The following is a 15,039-nucleotide window of genomic DNA, read 5'->3' on the forward strand; positions in this document are numbered from 1 at the left end:
ATTCTAGGCGATCCGGCGCATCAGGGCTTGACGGGGTCCGGGCCGGATGCCTGGCCGGGCAATGTCGGCGCGGCAGCGGCCGGCGGCTGCGCACCGTTCTCCAGCGGCAGGATCCGGAAGCCCACCAGGGCCGCCACGAACGCCAGCCCGAAGTTGGCCAGGTTGAAGAACACGAAGGGCAGGTAGTCGAGGGTGGCCACGCCGAGGGTGGCGGCCATGAACGCCGCGCAGGTGTTCCAGGGCACCAGCGGCGAGGTGATCGTGCCGCCGTCCTCGAGCGCGCGCGACAGGTTGAGCGGCGACAGGCCGCGGCGCGCGTACTCGGACTGGTACAGCTTGCCCGGCAGCACCAGCGACATGTACTGGTCGGCGGTGACCACGTTGGTGCCGAACGCGGTGACCAGGGTGGACACGATCAGCGCGCGCGCGGAACCCGCCGCCGAGAGCACGTCGCGCACCATCCGCGCCAGCAGCCCGGTGCGCTCCATCACCGCACCGAAGCACATCGCACAGATCACCAGCCACACGGTGTTGAGCATGTTGGACATGCCGCCGCCGCTGAGCAGTTCGTCCACCACCGCATTGCCGGTGTTTGCCTGGAAGCCGTTGAACAGCGCGGTCCAGGCGCCGGCAAGCAGGGCCAGCGGCCGCGACAGCTCCGCGTTGGCGGCCAGGGCGACGACGTTGTCCGGCTGGAACATGACCGCGAACACCGAGCCCACCAGCGCGCCGATCATGATCGTCGGATACGCGGGGAAGCGCAGGAAGGCCAGCGCGAACACCAGGAACATCGGCAGCAGCAGGTACCAGGCCGGATTGAACTGCGACTCCAGCACCGCCGACAGCGCGGCCGCGGACGCGGTATCGGCGCCCGCGGTGTTGCCGCCGAGGCCGGCCACGGTGAACATCACCAGCGCGATGACCAGCGCGGGCAGGGTGGTCCACATCATGTTGCGGATGTGGCTGAACAGTTCAGCGCCGCTTACCGCGGGCGCCAGGATGGTGGTGTCCGACAGTGGCGAGAGCTTGTCGCCGAAGTAGGCGCCCGAGATCACCGCGCCCGCGGTCATGGGCAGCGACATCTCCATGCCCTGGCCGATGCCCACCAGCGCCACGCCCATGGTGCCGGCCGTGGTCCACGAACTGCCGATCACCAGCGAGGTGATCGCGCAGATCAGGCAGGCGGCGGGATAGAAGTAGCTCGGGTGCAGCAGCTTCATGCCGTACACGATCAGGGTGGGCACGGTGCCGCTGAGCAGCCAGCTGCCGATCAGCGCGCCCACCGCCAGCAGGATCAGGATCGCGCCCACCGACAGGGACACGCCGTGCACCAGCGCCTCCTCGATCTCCTTCCAGCGCATGCCGTTGCGCAGCCCGACCAGCGCGGCCACGCCGCTGGCCAGCAGCAGCGCGATCTGGCTGGCGCCGTAGACCGCGTCGTCGGCGAACAGCACGATGCCCAGCACCAGCAGCACGACCAGGAACAGCAATGGCGTCAGCGCCTGCAGCATGCTGGGCGCGCGGGTGGAGGATGCGGTCATGGTTCGCTCTGCGATGCGTGCGTTGCGGAAGCGGGCAGGCACGCCGGACGGCCGGCGCGCCTGCCGCCGGTCGTCGTCAGGCAGCGCGCCCGGTGGCGGTGCGGTTGAGCTTGCTGTTGCGGTAGCCGTAGCCGAAATAGATCAGCTGGCCCAGCAGGGTCCACAGCACGAAGATCAGCCAGTGCTCCATGAACGACTGCAGGAACAGGAACAGGCAGGCGACCACGCCCAGCGGACAGACCAGCCAGAACAGCGGCACCCGGAACGGACGGTCCAGGTCCGGCCGCGTGTAGCGCAGCACCAGCACGCCCAGGCACACCGTGGCGAACGCGATCAGGGTGCCCATGGACACCAGCTCGCCCAGCACGCTCAGCGGCATGAAGCCGGCCAGCAGGCAGGCGGCCACGCCGACCACGATGGTGCCCACGTGCGGGGTCTGGAACCTGCGGTGCACGCGTCCGAACATGGCCGGCAGCAGCCCGTCGCGCGACATCGAGTAGAAGATGCGCGGCTGCGCCATGAGCATCACCAGGATCACCGAGGACAGGCCGGCGATCGCGCCGACTTCCACCGCGGTCTTGAGCCACGCCAGGTTGGCCTCGGGGTTGGCGCGCATCGCCAGTTCGATCGCGGTCGCCACCGGCTTGGCGGTGTCGAGTTCGCGGTACGGCGCCATGCCCACCAGCACCGCGCACACCGCGATGTAGATCAGGGTGCAGGCCACCAGCGAGCCGAGGATGCCGATGGGCATGTCGCGCTGCGGGTTCTTGGCCTCGCCGGCGGCGGTGGAGACCGCGTCGAAGCCGATGTAGGCGAAGAACACGATGGTGGCCGCACGGAACACGCCTTCCATGCCGAACTGTCCGGGTCCTTCGTTGGCCGGGATGAAGGGCGTCCAGTTGGCGGGGTCGATGTACATCACGCCGAAGCCGAGGAAGGCCGCGATCACCGCGACCTTGATGGCCACCACCACCGCGTTGGCCTTCGCCGACTGGGTGATGCCGACGTAGCACAGCCCGCTGACCGCGGCGACGATCAGGATCGCCGGCAGGTTGACCAGCCCTTCGGTGCGCACGAACTCGCCGTTGGCCCAGGTGATCGGCGCCGATGCGAGTTCCGCGGGGAAGGGCAGGCCCAGGGTGCCGGTGAGGAAGCTCACCAGGTAGCCCGACCAGCCCACCGCCACCGTCGAGGACGCGAACAGGTACTCGAGCACCAGGCACCAGCCGATGAACCAGGCCACGTACTCGCCCAGGGTGGCGTAGGAATAGGAGTAGGCGCTGCCCGACACCGGCATCATCGCCGAGAACTCCGCGTAGCACAGGCCCGCGAACGCGCAGGCCAGGCCGGCGAGCACGAAGCTGAGCATGATCGCGGGCCCGGCGTGGTTGGCCGCGGCCTGGCCGGTCAGCACGAAGATGCCTGCGCCGATCACGGCGCCGATGCCGAGCAGGATGAGGTGGCGTGCGGTTAGCGTCCGCCTGAGCGTCGCCTCTCCCTGCAGGGAGCCTTCGACCGGTTCGCCGGCATCCACGTGCGGCGCCGGCTCGACCGGCTTGACCCTGAACAGACTCTTCGACATCGGTGTTCCCTGAAGATGGACTTGGGGTGCCGCTGGGGGTCGGCCGCGGAATCGTTACCGCTGCTACCTTGCCAAACGCCGATCCGGGGCACAAGCACGCCAGGGATGCGCGAGAATGGCCGGTCCATGACCTATGACACTGGAGACGCCCGGTCTTGATCGAAGTACAGGCACACACCGGCGCGCTGGCCGCCGCCTTCGAAGACTACGGTCGGCGTTTCCCCGAGCAGGCGGCAGCGGCAGCGGACTTCGCCGCGCTGCTGTCGGATCCGCGGGACCCCTTCCTGCGCGAGCGCCTGGACGGGCACTTCACCGCCTCGGCCTGGCTGGTCGACCGCTCGCGCACGCGCGTGCTGCTGACCCATCACCGCAAGCTGGGCATCTGGGTGCAGCTGGGCGGCCACGCCGACGGCGACAGCGACCTGCGCGCCGTCGCCCTGCGCGAGGCGGAGGAGGAATCGGGTCTGGCCGGGCTGCGCGTGGCGCCCGACATGTTCGACCTGGACCGGCACTGGATCCCGGAACGCAAGGGCGTGTGCGGCCACTGGCACTACGATGTGCGCTACGTGGTGCACGCGGGCGACAGCGAAGCGTTCGTGGTCAGCGAGGAGTCGCACGCGCTGGCATGGCGCGACATCGCCGCGATCGCTGACGATTCCGGTGCGGACGCCTCGCTGCGCAGGATGGCCCGGCGATGGCTGTCGTCGGGGAAGGGCGACGAAGCAGGTTAGATATTTCCAGCGCTGCGGGCAGTCGACGCTGCGCACCCGCTGCCGCCTCGCCGCCAGCAGAAGCCATCCGACGTCCGGGCCGCTGCGCCTCCTGCGGAAGGCAACCCCTCAGCGTCGCGCCGCCACCTCATCGACATGCCGCAGTAGGTCGGCCGGATCCTCGTACACGCGGAATGCGCCCGAGCGCTCGAGTTCCTCGAGGCCGTATCCACCCGAGAGCAGGCCGACGCCGAGCGCGCGGGCACGCTGCGCGGCCAGCATGTCCCAGATGCTGTCACCGATCACCAGCGAATGGCCGATGTCCACGCCCAGCCGGTCGGCCGCGGCCAGGAACAGGTCCGGATCGGGCTTGGCGTAGCGCACCTGGTCGCGGGTGACCACCGGCACCTGGCCGGGATCCACGCCGAGCGCGGCGATATTGGGCGCCGCGGTCTCCATGCGTCCGCTGGTGGCGATCGCCCAGGGAATGCCCTCGGCGCTGAGGAAGGCGAGCAGTTCGCGCGCGCCGGGCAATGGCCGGATCGCGCCGGCCTCGGCCTGGCGGTTGTAGGCCTCGGCATGCCAGGCGCGCAGGCGCTCGAGGCGTTCCGGGGTGATGTCGAGGCCGGTCTCGCGCAGCAGGATGTTGGTGAACAGGCCGCCGCTCATGCCGATCTTGCGATGGATGCGCCAGACCGACAGGTCCACGCCCTCGCGGTCGAGCGCCTCCTTCCAGGCCAGCACGTGCTGGTAGACGCTGTCGACGAGGGTGCCGTCGAGGTCGAACAGGAAGGCGGTGGACGTGCGTGGCATGGGCGGCTCCTCGTTGTGGGCGTGCGGGCGCGTCGCTCGCGAGCATGTCTGCCTGGGCTGTCGTGAAGGCGCTTGCGAACCCTCATCACTGCGGATGCGTGCGCGCTCCTCGCAACGCCGGCCGGCAGCATATTCGCCGACCGCCGCCGGCGGCCGGATGGATCAGTACAGCACCCGCGTGCGCAGCGTCCCCTCGATCTCGTTGAGCGCCGCGCGCAGGCGCGCGGTGATCTGCGGGGTCGAGGCGATGTCGATCACCACGTAGCCGACCTTGGCGTCGGTGCGCAGGAACTGGCCGTCGATGTTGACGCCCTCGCGCGAGAACAGCTCGTTGATGCGCGAGAGTACGCCGGGGACGTTGCGATGGATGTGCAGGATGCGGTGGCTGCCGGCGTGCTCGGGCAGGGTGACCTCGGGGAAGTTGACCGCCGAGAGCGTGCTGCCGTTGTCGCTGTAGCGCACCAGCTTGGCCGCGACCTCGGTACCGATGTTGTCCTGCGCCTCCAACGTGCTGCCGCCCACGTGCGGGGTCAGGATCACGTTGTCGAACTTCGTCAGCGGCGACTCGAACGCCTCGCCGTTGCCCTTGGGTTCGACCGGGAACACGTCCACGGCCGCGCCGCCGACATGGCCGGACTCCAGTGCCGCGGCCAGGGCGTCGATATCGACCACGGTGCCGCGCGAGGCGTTGATCAGGTGGGCGCCGGGCTTCATCCGCGCGATCTGCGCCGCGCCGAACATCATCTGCGTCGCCGGGGTTTCCGGCACGTGCAGGGTCACGATGTCCGAGCGCGACAGCAGGTCGTCCAGGCCGGCCGCGGCGCGCGCATTGCCCAGCGAGAGCTTGGCCTCGATGTCGTGGAAGATCACGTGCATGCCCAGGGACTCGGCCAGAACGCCGACCTGGGTGCCGATGTGGCCATAGCCGATGATGCCCAGCGTCTTGCCGCGCACCTCGTGGCTGCCCAGGGCGGACTTGCTCCAGCCGCCGCGATGGCATTCGGCGTTCTTCTGCGGCACGCCGCGCATCAGCATGATCGCCTCGGCCAGCACCAGCTCGGCCACGCTGCGGGTGTTGGAATAGGGCGCGTTGAACACCGGGATGCCGGCCAGTTCGGCCGCATCCAGGTCGACCTGGTTGGTGCCGATGCAGAAGCAGCCGATGGTGATCAGCTTGCGTGCCTCCGCCAGCACGTCCGCGGTGAGCTGGGTCCGCGAGCGGATGCCGACGATATGCGCGCTGGCGATCTTCTCCTTCAGGTCGGCGCCGGCCAGCGACTTGGCCAGCACTTCCACCTGGTCGTAGCCGGCGGCCCGGAACACCTCGACCGCGCTCTGGCTGATGCCTTCGAACAGGACGACGCGGATGTCCTGCTTCGGGAACGAGGTCTTCAAGGGCGTCATGCGCGTATGCATCCGGCTGGAGGGAAGCCCTGCATTATTCCAGATGCAGGCGCGCGATTCCGCACTGCAGCAAGGCTTTTTGCCGCGCTGCGCAGAACAGCGGGCATGGCGTGGCGGAACACTGCGCTGCGGAATTTCGTTGCGCGAGAAACGACCCGCGGTCGCGCGCGCGAAGCCGGTGCAGGCGACTTGCCCGATGCGCGGCAGCGGCCTGCGTCCAGCCGCCACTCGGGCCATCACTACTGGATGGAATCGCGCTGGACGCGTCCGGTCCCGGCTGGCACGCTTGCCGTCCCCTTGCCGCCGCCTTGCCACGATGACCGATCCGCGCCTCGCCGCGCTCGAGCAGACGCTGCCCGACCTGCGCCTGCTTACCGACGCCGCCGACCTGGAGCACTACGGCCGCGACTGGACCCGGCGCTGGACGCCGGCGCCGCTGGCGATCGCGTTGCCGACGACGGTGGAGCAGGTGCAAGCGATCGTCCGCTGGGCGCGCGAGGCGGGCGTGGGCCTGGTGCCGTCGGGCGGACGCACCGGGCTGTCCGGGGGGGCGGTCGCGGCCAACGGCGAGCTGGTGCTGAGCCTGGAACGGATGAACCGTGCGCTGGCCTTCGATCCCATCGACCGTTGCCTGACCGTGCAGGCGGGCATGGCGCTGGAGGCGGTGCACAACGCCGCGCGCGAACACGGCCTGGAGTATCCGGTCGATTTCGCCTCGCGCGGCTCGTGCACCATCGGCGGCAACATCGCCACCAACGCCGGCGGCATCCGCGTGATCCGCTACGGCAACACCCGCGAGTGGGTGGCCGGGCTGAAGGTGGTGGACGGACGCGGCGAAGTGATCGAGGTCGGGCGCGGGCTGGTCAAGAACTCCAGCGGCTACGACCTGCGGCACCTGATGGTGGCGTCCGAAGGCACCCTGGGCATCATCGTCGAGGCCACGCTGCGCCTGACCGACCCGCCGCCGCCGACCAGCGTGATGCTGCTGGCGCTGCCGGATTTCGGCGCGCTGATGCAGGTGTTCGCCGCGCTGCGCGCGCGGCTGCAGCTGGAGGCCTTCGAGTTCTTCACCGATCGCGCCCTGCACCACGTGCTGGCGCATGGCGCGCACAAGCCGTTCGAGGACAGCCATCCCTATTACGTGGTGGTCGAGTTCGCCGCGGGCGAGGCCGGCGAAGCGGCGGTGATGGCGGCCTTCGAGCACTGCGTCGGCGAAGGCTGGGTGCTGGACGGCGTGATCAGCCAGAGCCAGGCGCAGGCCGCGCAGCTATGGCGCCTGCGCGAGGGCATCACCGAAAGCCTGGCGCCGTACGTGCCGTACAAGAACGACGTTTCGGTGCGCGTGTCGGCCATGCCCGCGTTCCTGGCCGAGACCCAGGCGCTGCTGGCGCGCGAGTATCCGCAGTTCGAGGTGGTCTGGTTCGGCCATATCGGCGACGGCAACCTGCACATCAACGTGCTCAAGCCGGCCGACATGGCGCAGGCGGACTTCGTGTCCGAGTGCGAGCGGGTGACGAAGCTGCTGGCCGAGGCGCTGCAGCGGCACGGGGGCAGCATCTCGGCCGAGCACGGCATCGGCCTGGTCAAGAAACCCTACCTGTCCTCGACCCGCAGCGCGGCCGAGATCGAGCTGATGCGCGGCATCCGCCGCGTGCTCGACCCGGATGGCCTGATGAATCCCGGCAAGCTGTTCGATCCCTGACCCGGCCAGGCGGCGCGATAGTGTGCGCCGCATTCAGCCGTCCCGGCCGGCGAGCGGATAAGCTGTCGGCCCCTGCATTCCGGACCTGTTCGATGAAAGCTGCCGCCACCGCCTTCGTGCTGATCGCCTGCACCAGCCTGGCCGCCCACGCCGGCAGCTTCGCCGGCACCACCGGCGGCGCGGCATCGGCCGGCAGCTCGGCGTCCTCGGGCAGCACCTCCGGCGACGACAAGCTGGTGCTGGCTGCGCGCGAAGATGCGGCTCTGTTCGTGGCCAGCGATGGCGCGATCCGCGGCGTCCGCCTGGAAGCGGCGCTGCGCCAGCTGCGCGAATCCGACGCCGCCGCGCGCACGGCCAGCGACCTGCGGCTGGCGCAGGCGATCCTCGCGCGCTGACCGGCGTCGTGGGCGCCGCCGGGCGCGTCTGCCTGCTGGCGCTGCTGCTGGCGGTCGCAGCGCCGCTGCCGGCGGCGCTGCGCATCGAAATCGAAGCCGAAGGCCTGACCGACGCCGAACAGCGGCAGTCGCATGCGCTGGTCGCGCATGCGCAGGCGCTGCTGCCGGACGCGTTCGCACGCGAACTGGACACTGCGGTGGCGCTGCGCTGGCGCGACGATCTGCCGCAGGCAGTGCACGGCCGCGCGCGCGCAGGACGCATCGGCCTTCGGCGCGACCTGCTGCAGCGCTGGGTGCGACGCGACATGGCCGTGGGCGATGCCGATCCCGACGCGCGCGCCGCGCTTGCCGCGCTGCTGCACGAGCTGGCGCACGTGCATGATCGTTCCGCGCGTGGAGGGCTGTCGCGCGACCCGCGCCTGCTCGACCTGGCCGGCTGGCCGGTACAGCCGCTGCGGCTGGGCCTGCGCGTGCCGCGCAACGATTTCCGCGACCGCACGCCCGACGCCTACGAACTCGCGTCGCCGGCGGAATTCGTGGCGGTGAACTTCGAGCATTTCCTGCTCGATCCTGGCTATGCCTGCGCGCGCCCCGCGCTGCATCGCCACTTCGTCGCGCGGTTCGGGCCGCCGCCCGCCTTGCCCGGTGCCGTGAATTGTCCGGCCGGATTGCCTTTCGTCGCGGCGGGCGAGGACGACGCCATGCTGCAGGCGCTGGACCTCGACCCGGCGCGGGTGCACGCGGTCGACTACCTGTTCGCCGAGGCCAGCGACCGGCCGATGAGCCGCTGGGGCCACGCCATGCTGCGGCTGGTGGTGTGCGCGCCGGGCCGGACGCCGGGACCGGACTGCCGCCTCGACCTGCAGCACCACGTGGTGCTGTCGTTCCGCGCCTTCGTCGACGACGTGCAGGTGTCCAGCTGGCGCGGCCTGACCGGCGCGTACCCGGCGCGGCTGTTCGTGCTGCCGCTCGGGCAGGTGGTGGACGAGTACACGCGCGTGGAGCTGCGTGGCCTGCAGTCGATCCCGCTGCGCCTGGACGAGGCCGGGATCCGGGGCCTGCTCGAGCGCGCGGCGCGCGTGCACTGGAGCTACGACGGCCGCTACCGCTTCGTCGGCAACAACTGCGCGGTGGAGACCTGGAAGCTGCTCAACGATGGCGTGCCTCGTCTGGCGCAGGCGCGGCTGCGCAGCATCACCCCCACCGGGCTGCGGCGCAGGCTGGTGCGCGCGGGAATCGCCGATGCCTCGGTGCTGGCTGACGCCCCGCGTGCGCTGCGCGAGGGTTACCGGTTCGCATCGCTGGGTGAGCACTTCGACGCGATGTTCGCGATCGCCGGCGCGGAGCTTCGCCTGCCTGCGAGGGACGCCGCCGACTGGTTAGCGCTCGATCCCGCGCTGCGCGCGCCGTGGCTCGAGCGCGCCGGGCTGCGCGCCTCGGCGGCCCTGCTGGTGCTGGAACAGGCGGCGCTGCGCCGCGAGCAGGCCAGCGCCCGCGAGGCGCTGAAGCAGCGCTTCCTGCGCGATGGGGGCGTGGATGCAGGCCTCGTCGGCGAGGCGCTGCGCCGGATGTTGGCCGATGGCGCCTGGGCCGGACGGCCGGCCCAGCTGCTGGACGGGTCCGGCTACGGCATCCCCCAGCCGACGGAACGCGCCGGGCTGGCCGATGCGGTGGCGCGGGACGACGCGCGCCTGCGCTCGCTGCGCAATGCGGTGCACGGACAGGTGCAGGCCTGGCTGCCGGCGGCGCAGGCCGCGCGGCTGGAACAGACCGAAGCGAACCTCGCGCGGATCGGCGAGCGCCTGCGCGCGATGCCGGAGGGCGGGGACGGATCGTCCTGAGTCCGCGACGCCAGGGCCAGGCAGGCGCCGCCCCGGCCCGCCCCCACTGGGGGAGAGGGCGCGGGGTACGAAGCGCTTCAGTCGGCGCGGCCGCCGAATTCGCCGGTGGCCGTGTTCACCAGCACGCGTTCGCCGTTGACGATGTACTCGGGCACCATGATCTCGATGCCGGTGTTGAGCGTGGCCGGCTTCGGACGCTTGGTGGCGGTGCCGCCCTTGAGTTCGGGCGGCGTGTCGACCACTTCCAGGGTCACGTGCTGCGGCAGCTGCAGCGCCACCGGCTGTTCGTCGATGATCTGCACGTAGCAGCCCTGCAGGCCGTCGGTGATGTAGCCGGCGTCGTCGCCGACCACGTCGGCATCCAGGGTGTAGGGCGTGTAGTCCTCGTCGTCGAGGAACACGAAGGCCTCGCCGTCCTTGTAGGAGAACGTGGCCTGCCGGCGCAGCAGCTCCACTTCGGTCAGGTTGTCCTCGGCATCGAAGCCGACGTCGGCCTTGTTGCCGCCGGGCACGCTGTACATGATGAAGCGGAAGCGCACGTTGCCGCCGCGACCCTGCGGCGAGCTGCGCTCGATGTCGCGCACCTGGTACACGGTGCCGTTGTGTTCGACCACGTTTCCTTTCTTGACGTCGTAGGCTTTCATAGGGCGAGTCTGGGTTGGGAATGGAGGGCGGGAAGTGGGCGCCTACTTCGGCGCCAGGCGCACGGCGCCGTCCAGGCGGATGGTTTCGCCGTTGAGGTAGCGGTTGCCGACGATGTAGTGGACCAGGTCGGCGAACTCCTCCGGACGGCCGAGGCGGGAGGGGAAGGGGATCGAGGACGAAAGCGACTTCTGCACCTCTTCCGGCATCCCGTCGACCATCGGCGTCCAGAAGATGCCGGGCGCGACGGTATTGACGCGGATCCCGAAGCGGGCGAGTTCGCGCGCCATCGGCAGGGTCATGCCGACCACGCCGCCCTTGGAGGCCGAATAGGCGGCCTGTCCGATCTGGCCTTCGTACGCGGCGACGCTGGCGGTGTTGACGATCACGCCCCGCTCGCCGTCCTCGCCCGCGTCGTTGTGCTGCATCAGCGCCGCCGCGGCCTTGGCCACGTTGAAGCTGCCCACCAGGTTGACCATCACCGTGGTCTGGAACAGCGACAGCGGCATCGGCGCCTCGCGCCCCAGCACGCGCCCGGCGCCGATGATGCCGGCGCAGTTCACCGCCACGTTGAGCCCGCCCATCGCGTCGGCGGCCGCCTGCATGTTCGCCGCCACGCCATCTTCACTGGTGACGTCGGTGCGAAGGTAGCGCGCGCGGCCCTCGCCGAGTTCGCCAAGCGCGGCGGCGGCCTTGTCGTCGTTGACGTCGAACAGCGTCACCTGGCCGCCGTCGGCGACGATGCGCCGGGCCACGGCCAGGCCGAGTCCGGACACGCCACCGGTGACGACGGCGCGGATGGAGGAAGACTGCATGGGGAATCCCTATTGCGAAAGACGCGATTTTAGCGTGCCCGCGGTGCGGGCCGCTGGCAGGCGCCCGGAAGGCCTGCAGCTGCCACTGGCGTGGTGACCGTTACCGCGGCGGCGTGCCGGGATCCTGGATCCCGCTGCGCAGCCGGCGCGCGAACTCGTCCGGCGGCAGGCCCGGGGCGAACAGGAATCCCTGGCCGACCGGCACGCCCAGGTCCAGCATGAAGCGGCGCTGCGCCTCGGACTCGATGCCCTCGGCCACCAGGCCCAGGCCCAGGCTGCGGGCGATGCCGGCGACCGCCTGGCACACCGCGACGTCGGAATGATTGTCCGGCACGCCCTCGACGAACAGCTGGCTCAGCTTGAGGCCGTGGATCGGCAGCCGTCGCAGGTAGTTGAGCGCGCTGTAGCCTTCGCCGAAGTCGTCGATGGTCAGGATCACGCCCAGTTCGCGCAGGGCGGCGAAGGTGCGCAGGGTGTCGGGCGCGTCCTCGATCAGCACGCGCTCGGTGAACTCCAGTTCCAGCGCCGAGCCGGGCAGGCCGTGCTCGTCCAGCGCATGGCGGATGGTGTCGGCCAGGTCCTCGACCAGGAACTGGCGATAGGAGACGTTGACCGCCACTCGGATGATGCCCAGGCCCGCATCGCGCCACTCGGCGGCCTGGCGGCAGGCCTCGCGCAGCACCCAGCGGCCGATGCGCACGATGTCGCCGGTGTTCTCGGCGTGGCCGATGAAATGGTCCGGCCGCATCTCGCCCAGCTGGTGGTTCTGCCAGCGGATCAGCGCCTCGGCCGCGATGGTGGAACCGCGGAGCAGGTCCACCTGCGGCTGGTAGACCAGGCGGAACTCGTCGTTGTCCGCGGCGCGCCGCAGGTGCGTTTCCATGCGCAGACGGTCCTGCTGCGACTGCGCCAGTTCCGGGGTGAACGCCTGGCGGCCGTTGCGGATCCGGCGCTTGCTGTCGTACATCGCCGCATCGGCGTTCTGGATCAGGGTCTGCGGCCGGTCGCCATCGCGCGGCGCGCGCGCGATGCCGATACTGGCGGTGATGGCGAACTCTTCCTTGTCGAAGCGGAAGCTCTCGCCGAAGGCGTCGAGCACGGCGTCGGCGATGCGCTCCGGCCGTGCGTCGTCGTCGCCGGTGTTGCAGATGACCAGGAACTCGTCGCCGCCGAAACGCGCGATCAGGCCCTCGGTGCCCGCGGCGCGGCTGATGCGGCGCGCCGCGGCGGCCAGCAGCTCGTCGCCGGCGCCATGCCCCAGCACGTCATTGACCACCTTGAACCGGTCCAGGTCGATGTACAGCACCGCGAGTGGCCCGTGCATCGAATCGCGCATGCGCGTCTCCAGCTCGTGCAGCATCGCGTCGCGGTTGAGCAGTCCGGTGAGCGGGTCGGTGCGCGCGCGGATGCGCAGCGTTTCCTGTTCCTGCTTGCGTTCGGTGATGTCCTGCAGGGTGCCGGTGATGCTGGTGCCTTCGCTGCGGTTGATCTCGGCCTCGCCGATGATCCGCAGCCACAGCGGGCTGCCGTCGGCGCGCGTGGCCTCCACCTCCAGGTCGATCGGCCCCTTGCCGTCGATGGCCTGGCGCAGCGCCCTGTCCATGCGCACGCAGTCGGCCTCGACCAGCGCGGCGAGCAGGTCGCCGATCGAACGCACCTCGCGCCCGGCGCCGAGGATGCGCAGTGCTTCCTCGGTCATGTACAGGGCATCTCGGTCGACTTCCCATTCCCAGCCGCCGATATGCGCCAGCGACTGCGCGCGGTCGAACAGCGCGCTGTCGCGCTTGAGCTCGGTGACGTCGCTGAAGAACGACAGCACCTGCAGCGGACTGCGGCCGCCCGGCGCGAACAGCGGCACGCTGCTGATCGACAGCCAGCGCAGGCGCCGTTCGGGGCGGTGGTAGAGACCGAGCACCTGGCTGCCGGTGGCCTCGCCGGTGCGCAGGGTCAGCGTGGGCGGCAGGTCGGCCAGGTCGAGCGGCCGGCCGCCTTCGTCCACCACCGCCCAGTCGGCGGGTTGCAGGTAGGACTGCAGGTCGTGGTGCTCGTCCGCGCCGAGGATCCGCATCGCCGCGGCGTTGGCCTGCAGCAGCTGGCCGGCGGCGTCGAACACCACCACGCCCTTGTCGATCACTTCCAGCAGCTGGCCGTAGCGCAGTTCGGCCATCTGCCGCGCGCTCAGGTCGCGCGCCACCGCCACCACGCAGCGGCGGCCGTCGTGCACGAAGCCGGCCGAGTGCACCTCGACCGGGAAGCGGGTGCCGTCGCCGCGCTTGTTGGTGACCTCGATGACGTAGGTCTCGCCGCGGTGGATGGTCTCCAGCACCGGGCGCATGTGGTCCTTGGGCAGGTCCGGGTTGAGGACCTCGATCGGCTGGCCGACGATCTCCTCGCGCGGCCGGCGGTAGGCGGCCATGCCGGCGCGGTTGAGGTCGAGCACGATGCCGGCCTCGTCGAGGATGCTGACCGGATCGGGGACCGCGTCGAACAGGGCGTGGTAGCGCAGGTGGGCGCCCTGCGCATCGGCGCTGGCCGCCTGCAGGGCGATCCGCGCGCGTTCGAACAGGGTACGGGCGTCGTCCGGCAGCGTCGGGTCGCGGCTGGCCTCGTGCAGCGCGTCGAGGATGCCGGCGTCCTCATCGCCGACCGGCGCCGTCTCCTCGTCGGGCGACGGCTGCGCGTTCATGAGGCCGCCAGCGCCCGGCCGGCCTTGCTGCCGGTCTCGCGGCCGAGGATCCCGGCCAGCCAGCGGCCGGTCGCGGCGAGTGCGGCCAGGTCGATGCCGGTCTCGATGCCCATGCCCTGCAGCATATACACCACGTCCTCGCTGGCGACATTGCCGCTCGCGCCCTTTGCGTAGGGGCAGCCGCCGGCGCCGGACACCGCGCTGTCCACGACGGCCACGCCTTCCTCCAGGCAGGCTAGGATATTGGCCAGCGCCTGGCCCCAGGTGTCGTGGAAATGCACGGCCAGGGCGCCCATCGGCAGCTCCTGCGCGACCGCGCGCAGCATCGCCCGCGCCTTGCCGGGCGTGCCCACGCCGATGGTGTCGCCCAGTGAGATCTCGTAGCAGCCCATGGCGTGCAGGGCCGACGCCACGCGCACCACGTCGGCCAGCGGCACTTCGCCCTGGTAGGGGCAGCCCAGCACGGTGGACACGTACCCGCGCACCCTGATGCCGTCGTCCTTCGCACGGTCGAGCACGGGCGCGAAGCGCTGCAGCGACTCCTCGATGCCGGTGCCGATGTTGGCGCGGGTGAAGGCGGCGGACGCGGCGGTGAACACCGCCACCTCGCGCGCGCCCGCCGCAAGGGCGCGTTCGTAGCCCTGCAGGTTCGGCACCAGGACCGGATAGGACACGCCAGGCCGCCGGTCGATGCCGGCGAAGACCTCGGCGGCGTCGGCCAACTGCGGGACCCACTTCGGGCTGACGAAACTGGTGGCCTCGATGGTCTGCAGGCCGGTGGCGGAGAGGCGGTCGATCAGTTCGATCTTGGCCGCCGCCGGCACCGGCGTCTTCTCGTTCTGCAGGCCATCGCGCGGGCCCACCTCGACGATGCGGACCGACGCGTTCATGGCTGCGGGCTCCGGCAC

The 15,039-nt window shown here is 70.7% G+C and carries 12 protein-coding genes; 4 read left to right on the forward strand and 8 right to left on the reverse strand.

Annotation, left to right across the window (positions count from 1 at the left end; genetic code table 11):
* Positions 1 to 20: 20 nt before the first annotated feature.
* Both nhaC and Q0863_RS04940 read right to left on the reverse strand, forming a co-directional pair.
* Positions 21 to 1,541, reverse strand: a complete 1,521-nt coding sequence (nhaC, locus tag Q0863_RS04935) for a Na+/H+ antiporter NhaC (RefSeq protein WP_298575699.1) — start codon at positions 1,539 to 1,541, stop codon at positions 21 to 23.
* A 76-nt stretch (positions 1,542 to 1,617) separates the two neighbouring features.
* Entirely contained in the window at positions 1,618 to 3,123 is a 1,506-nt protein-coding gene (locus Q0863_RS04940) for an amino acid permease (protein WP_298575702.1), read from the reverse strand.
* A 155-nt stretch (positions 3,124 to 3,278) separates the two neighbouring features.
* Here Q0863_RS04940 and Q0863_RS04945 point away from each other — a divergent pair, with 155 nt between their 5' ends.
* Positions 3,279 to 3,854: an NUDIX hydrolase gene (locus tag Q0863_RS04945; protein ID WP_298575704.1), complete on the forward strand. Its 576-nt coding sequence runs from the start codon at positions 3,279 to 3,281 to the stop codon at positions 3,852 to 3,854.
* A gap of 108 nt (positions 3,855 to 3,962) precedes the next feature.
* On the opposite strand, the gene Q0863_RS04950 is transcribed toward Q0863_RS04945, so the two are convergent.
* Together Q0863_RS04950 and serA are read right to left on the reverse strand one after the other, a co-directional pair.
* Positions 3,963 to 4,646 (reverse strand): HAD family hydrolase, encoded by a 684-nt coding sequence (locus Q0863_RS04950; protein WP_298575707.1) that lies wholly within the window; start codon positions 4,644 to 4,646, stop codon positions 3,963 to 3,965.
* Positions 4,647 to 4,808: 162 nt separating this feature from the next.
* A complete protein-coding gene (gene serA / locus Q0863_RS04955) occupies positions 4,809 to 6,050 on the reverse strand; it encodes a phosphoglycerate dehydrogenase (protein WP_298575710.1) in 1,242 nt (413 codons plus the stop codon).
* A gap of 316 nt (positions 6,051 to 6,366) precedes the next feature.
* Between serA and Q0863_RS04960 the strand changes: the two genes are divergently transcribed.
* The 3 genes from Q0863_RS04960 to Q0863_RS04970 all read left to right on the forward strand — a co-directional run bounded on the left by Q0863_RS04960 (position 6,367) and on the right by Q0863_RS04970 (position 9,988).
* The gene (locus tag Q0863_RS04960) at positions 6,367 to 7,752 is read left to right on the forward strand and encodes an FAD-binding oxidoreductase (protein ID WP_298575713.1); all 1,386 of its coding nucleotides are present in this window, start codon (positions 6,367 to 6,369) and stop codon (positions 7,750 to 7,752) included.
* Between the two features lie 92 nt (positions 7,753 to 7,844).
* Entirely contained in the window at positions 7,845 to 8,147 is a 303-nt protein-coding gene (locus Q0863_RS04965; RefSeq protein WP_298575716.1) for a DUF2388 domain-containing protein, read from the forward strand.
* An 8-nt stretch (positions 8,148 to 8,155) separates the two neighbouring features.
* The gene (locus Q0863_RS04970; protein WP_298575719.1) at positions 8,156 to 9,988 is read left to right on the forward strand and encodes a DUF4105 domain-containing protein; all 1,833 of its coding nucleotides are present in this window, start codon (positions 8,156 to 8,158) and stop codon (positions 9,986 to 9,988) included.
* A gap of 77 nt (positions 9,989 to 10,065) precedes the next feature.
* On the opposite strand, the gene yeiP is transcribed toward Q0863_RS04970, so the two are convergent.
* From yeiP to Q0863_RS04990, 4 genes are all read right to left on the reverse strand, one after another.
* Positions 10,066 to 10,632, reverse strand: coding sequence for an elongation factor P-like protein YeiP (yeiP, locus tag Q0863_RS04975; RefSeq protein WP_298575722.1), 567 nt, complete (start codon positions 10,630 to 10,632; stop codon positions 10,066 to 10,068).
* A 42-nt stretch (positions 10,633 to 10,674) separates the two neighbouring features.
* A complete protein-coding gene (locus Q0863_RS04980) occupies positions 10,675 to 11,445 on the reverse strand; it encodes an SDR family NAD(P)-dependent oxidoreductase (RefSeq protein WP_298575726.1) in 771 nt (256 codons plus the stop codon).
* A 100-nt stretch (positions 11,446 to 11,545) separates the two neighbouring features.
* Positions 11,546 to 14,131, reverse strand: a complete 2,586-nt coding sequence (locus Q0863_RS04985) for an EAL domain-containing protein (RefSeq protein WP_298575729.1) — start codon at positions 14,129 to 14,131, stop codon at positions 11,546 to 11,548.
* Positions 14,128 to 15,021, reverse strand: a complete 894-nt coding sequence (locus Q0863_RS04990) for a hydroxymethylglutaryl-CoA lyase (protein ID WP_298575732.1) — start codon at positions 15,019 to 15,021, stop codon at positions 14,128 to 14,130. The genes Q0863_RS04985 and Q0863_RS04990 overlap by 4 nt, the downstream gene beginning before the upstream one ends.
* Positions 15,022 to 15,039 lie beyond the last annotated feature (18 nt).

Source organism: uncultured Luteimonas sp. (assembly GCF_947492465.1).
Lineage (GTDB): Bacteria > Pseudomonadota > Gammaproteobacteria > Xanthomonadales > Xanthomonadaceae > Luteimonas.

Bases quoted from the DNA above. Each gene is read 5' to 3' on its own strand.
- nhaC (WP_298575699.1), bottom strand. From the start codon at position 1,541: ATGACCGCATCCTCCACCCGCGCGCCCAGCATGCTGCAGGCGCTGACG.
- Q0863_RS04940 (WP_298575702.1), bottom strand. From the start codon at position 3,123: ATGTCGAAGAGTCTGTTCAGGGTCAAGCCGGTCGAGCCGGCGCCGCAC.
- Q0863_RS04950 (WP_298575707.1), bottom strand. From the start codon at position 4,646: ATGCCACGCACGTCCACCGCCTTCCTGTTCGACCTCGACGGCACCCTC.
- serA (WP_298575710.1), bottom strand. From the start codon at position 6,050: ATGACGCCCTTGAAGACCTCGTTCCCGAAGCAGGACATCCGCGTCGTC.
- Q0863_RS04960 (WP_298575713.1), top strand. From the start codon at position 6,367: ATGACCGATCCGCGCCTCGCCGCGCTCGAGCAGACGCTGCCCGACCTG.
- Q0863_RS04965 (WP_298575716.1), top strand. From the start codon at position 7,845: ATGAAAGCTGCCGCCACCGCCTTCGTGCTGATCGCCTGCACCAGCCTG.
- yeiP (WP_298575722.1), bottom strand. From the start codon at position 10,632: ATGAAAGCCTACGACGTCAAGAAAGGAAACGTGGTCGAACACAACGGC.
- Q0863_RS04980 (WP_298575726.1), bottom strand. From the start codon at position 11,445: ATGCAGTCTTCCTCCATCCGCGCCGTCGTCACCGGTGGCGTGTCCGGA.
- Q0863_RS04985 (WP_298575729.1), bottom strand. From the start codon at position 14,131: ATGAACGCGCAGCCGTCGCCCGACGAGGAGACGGCGCCGGTCGGCGAT.
- Q0863_RS04990 (WP_298575732.1), bottom strand. From the start codon at position 15,021: ATGAACGCGTCGGTCCGCATCGTCGAGGTGGGCCCGCGCGATGGCCTG.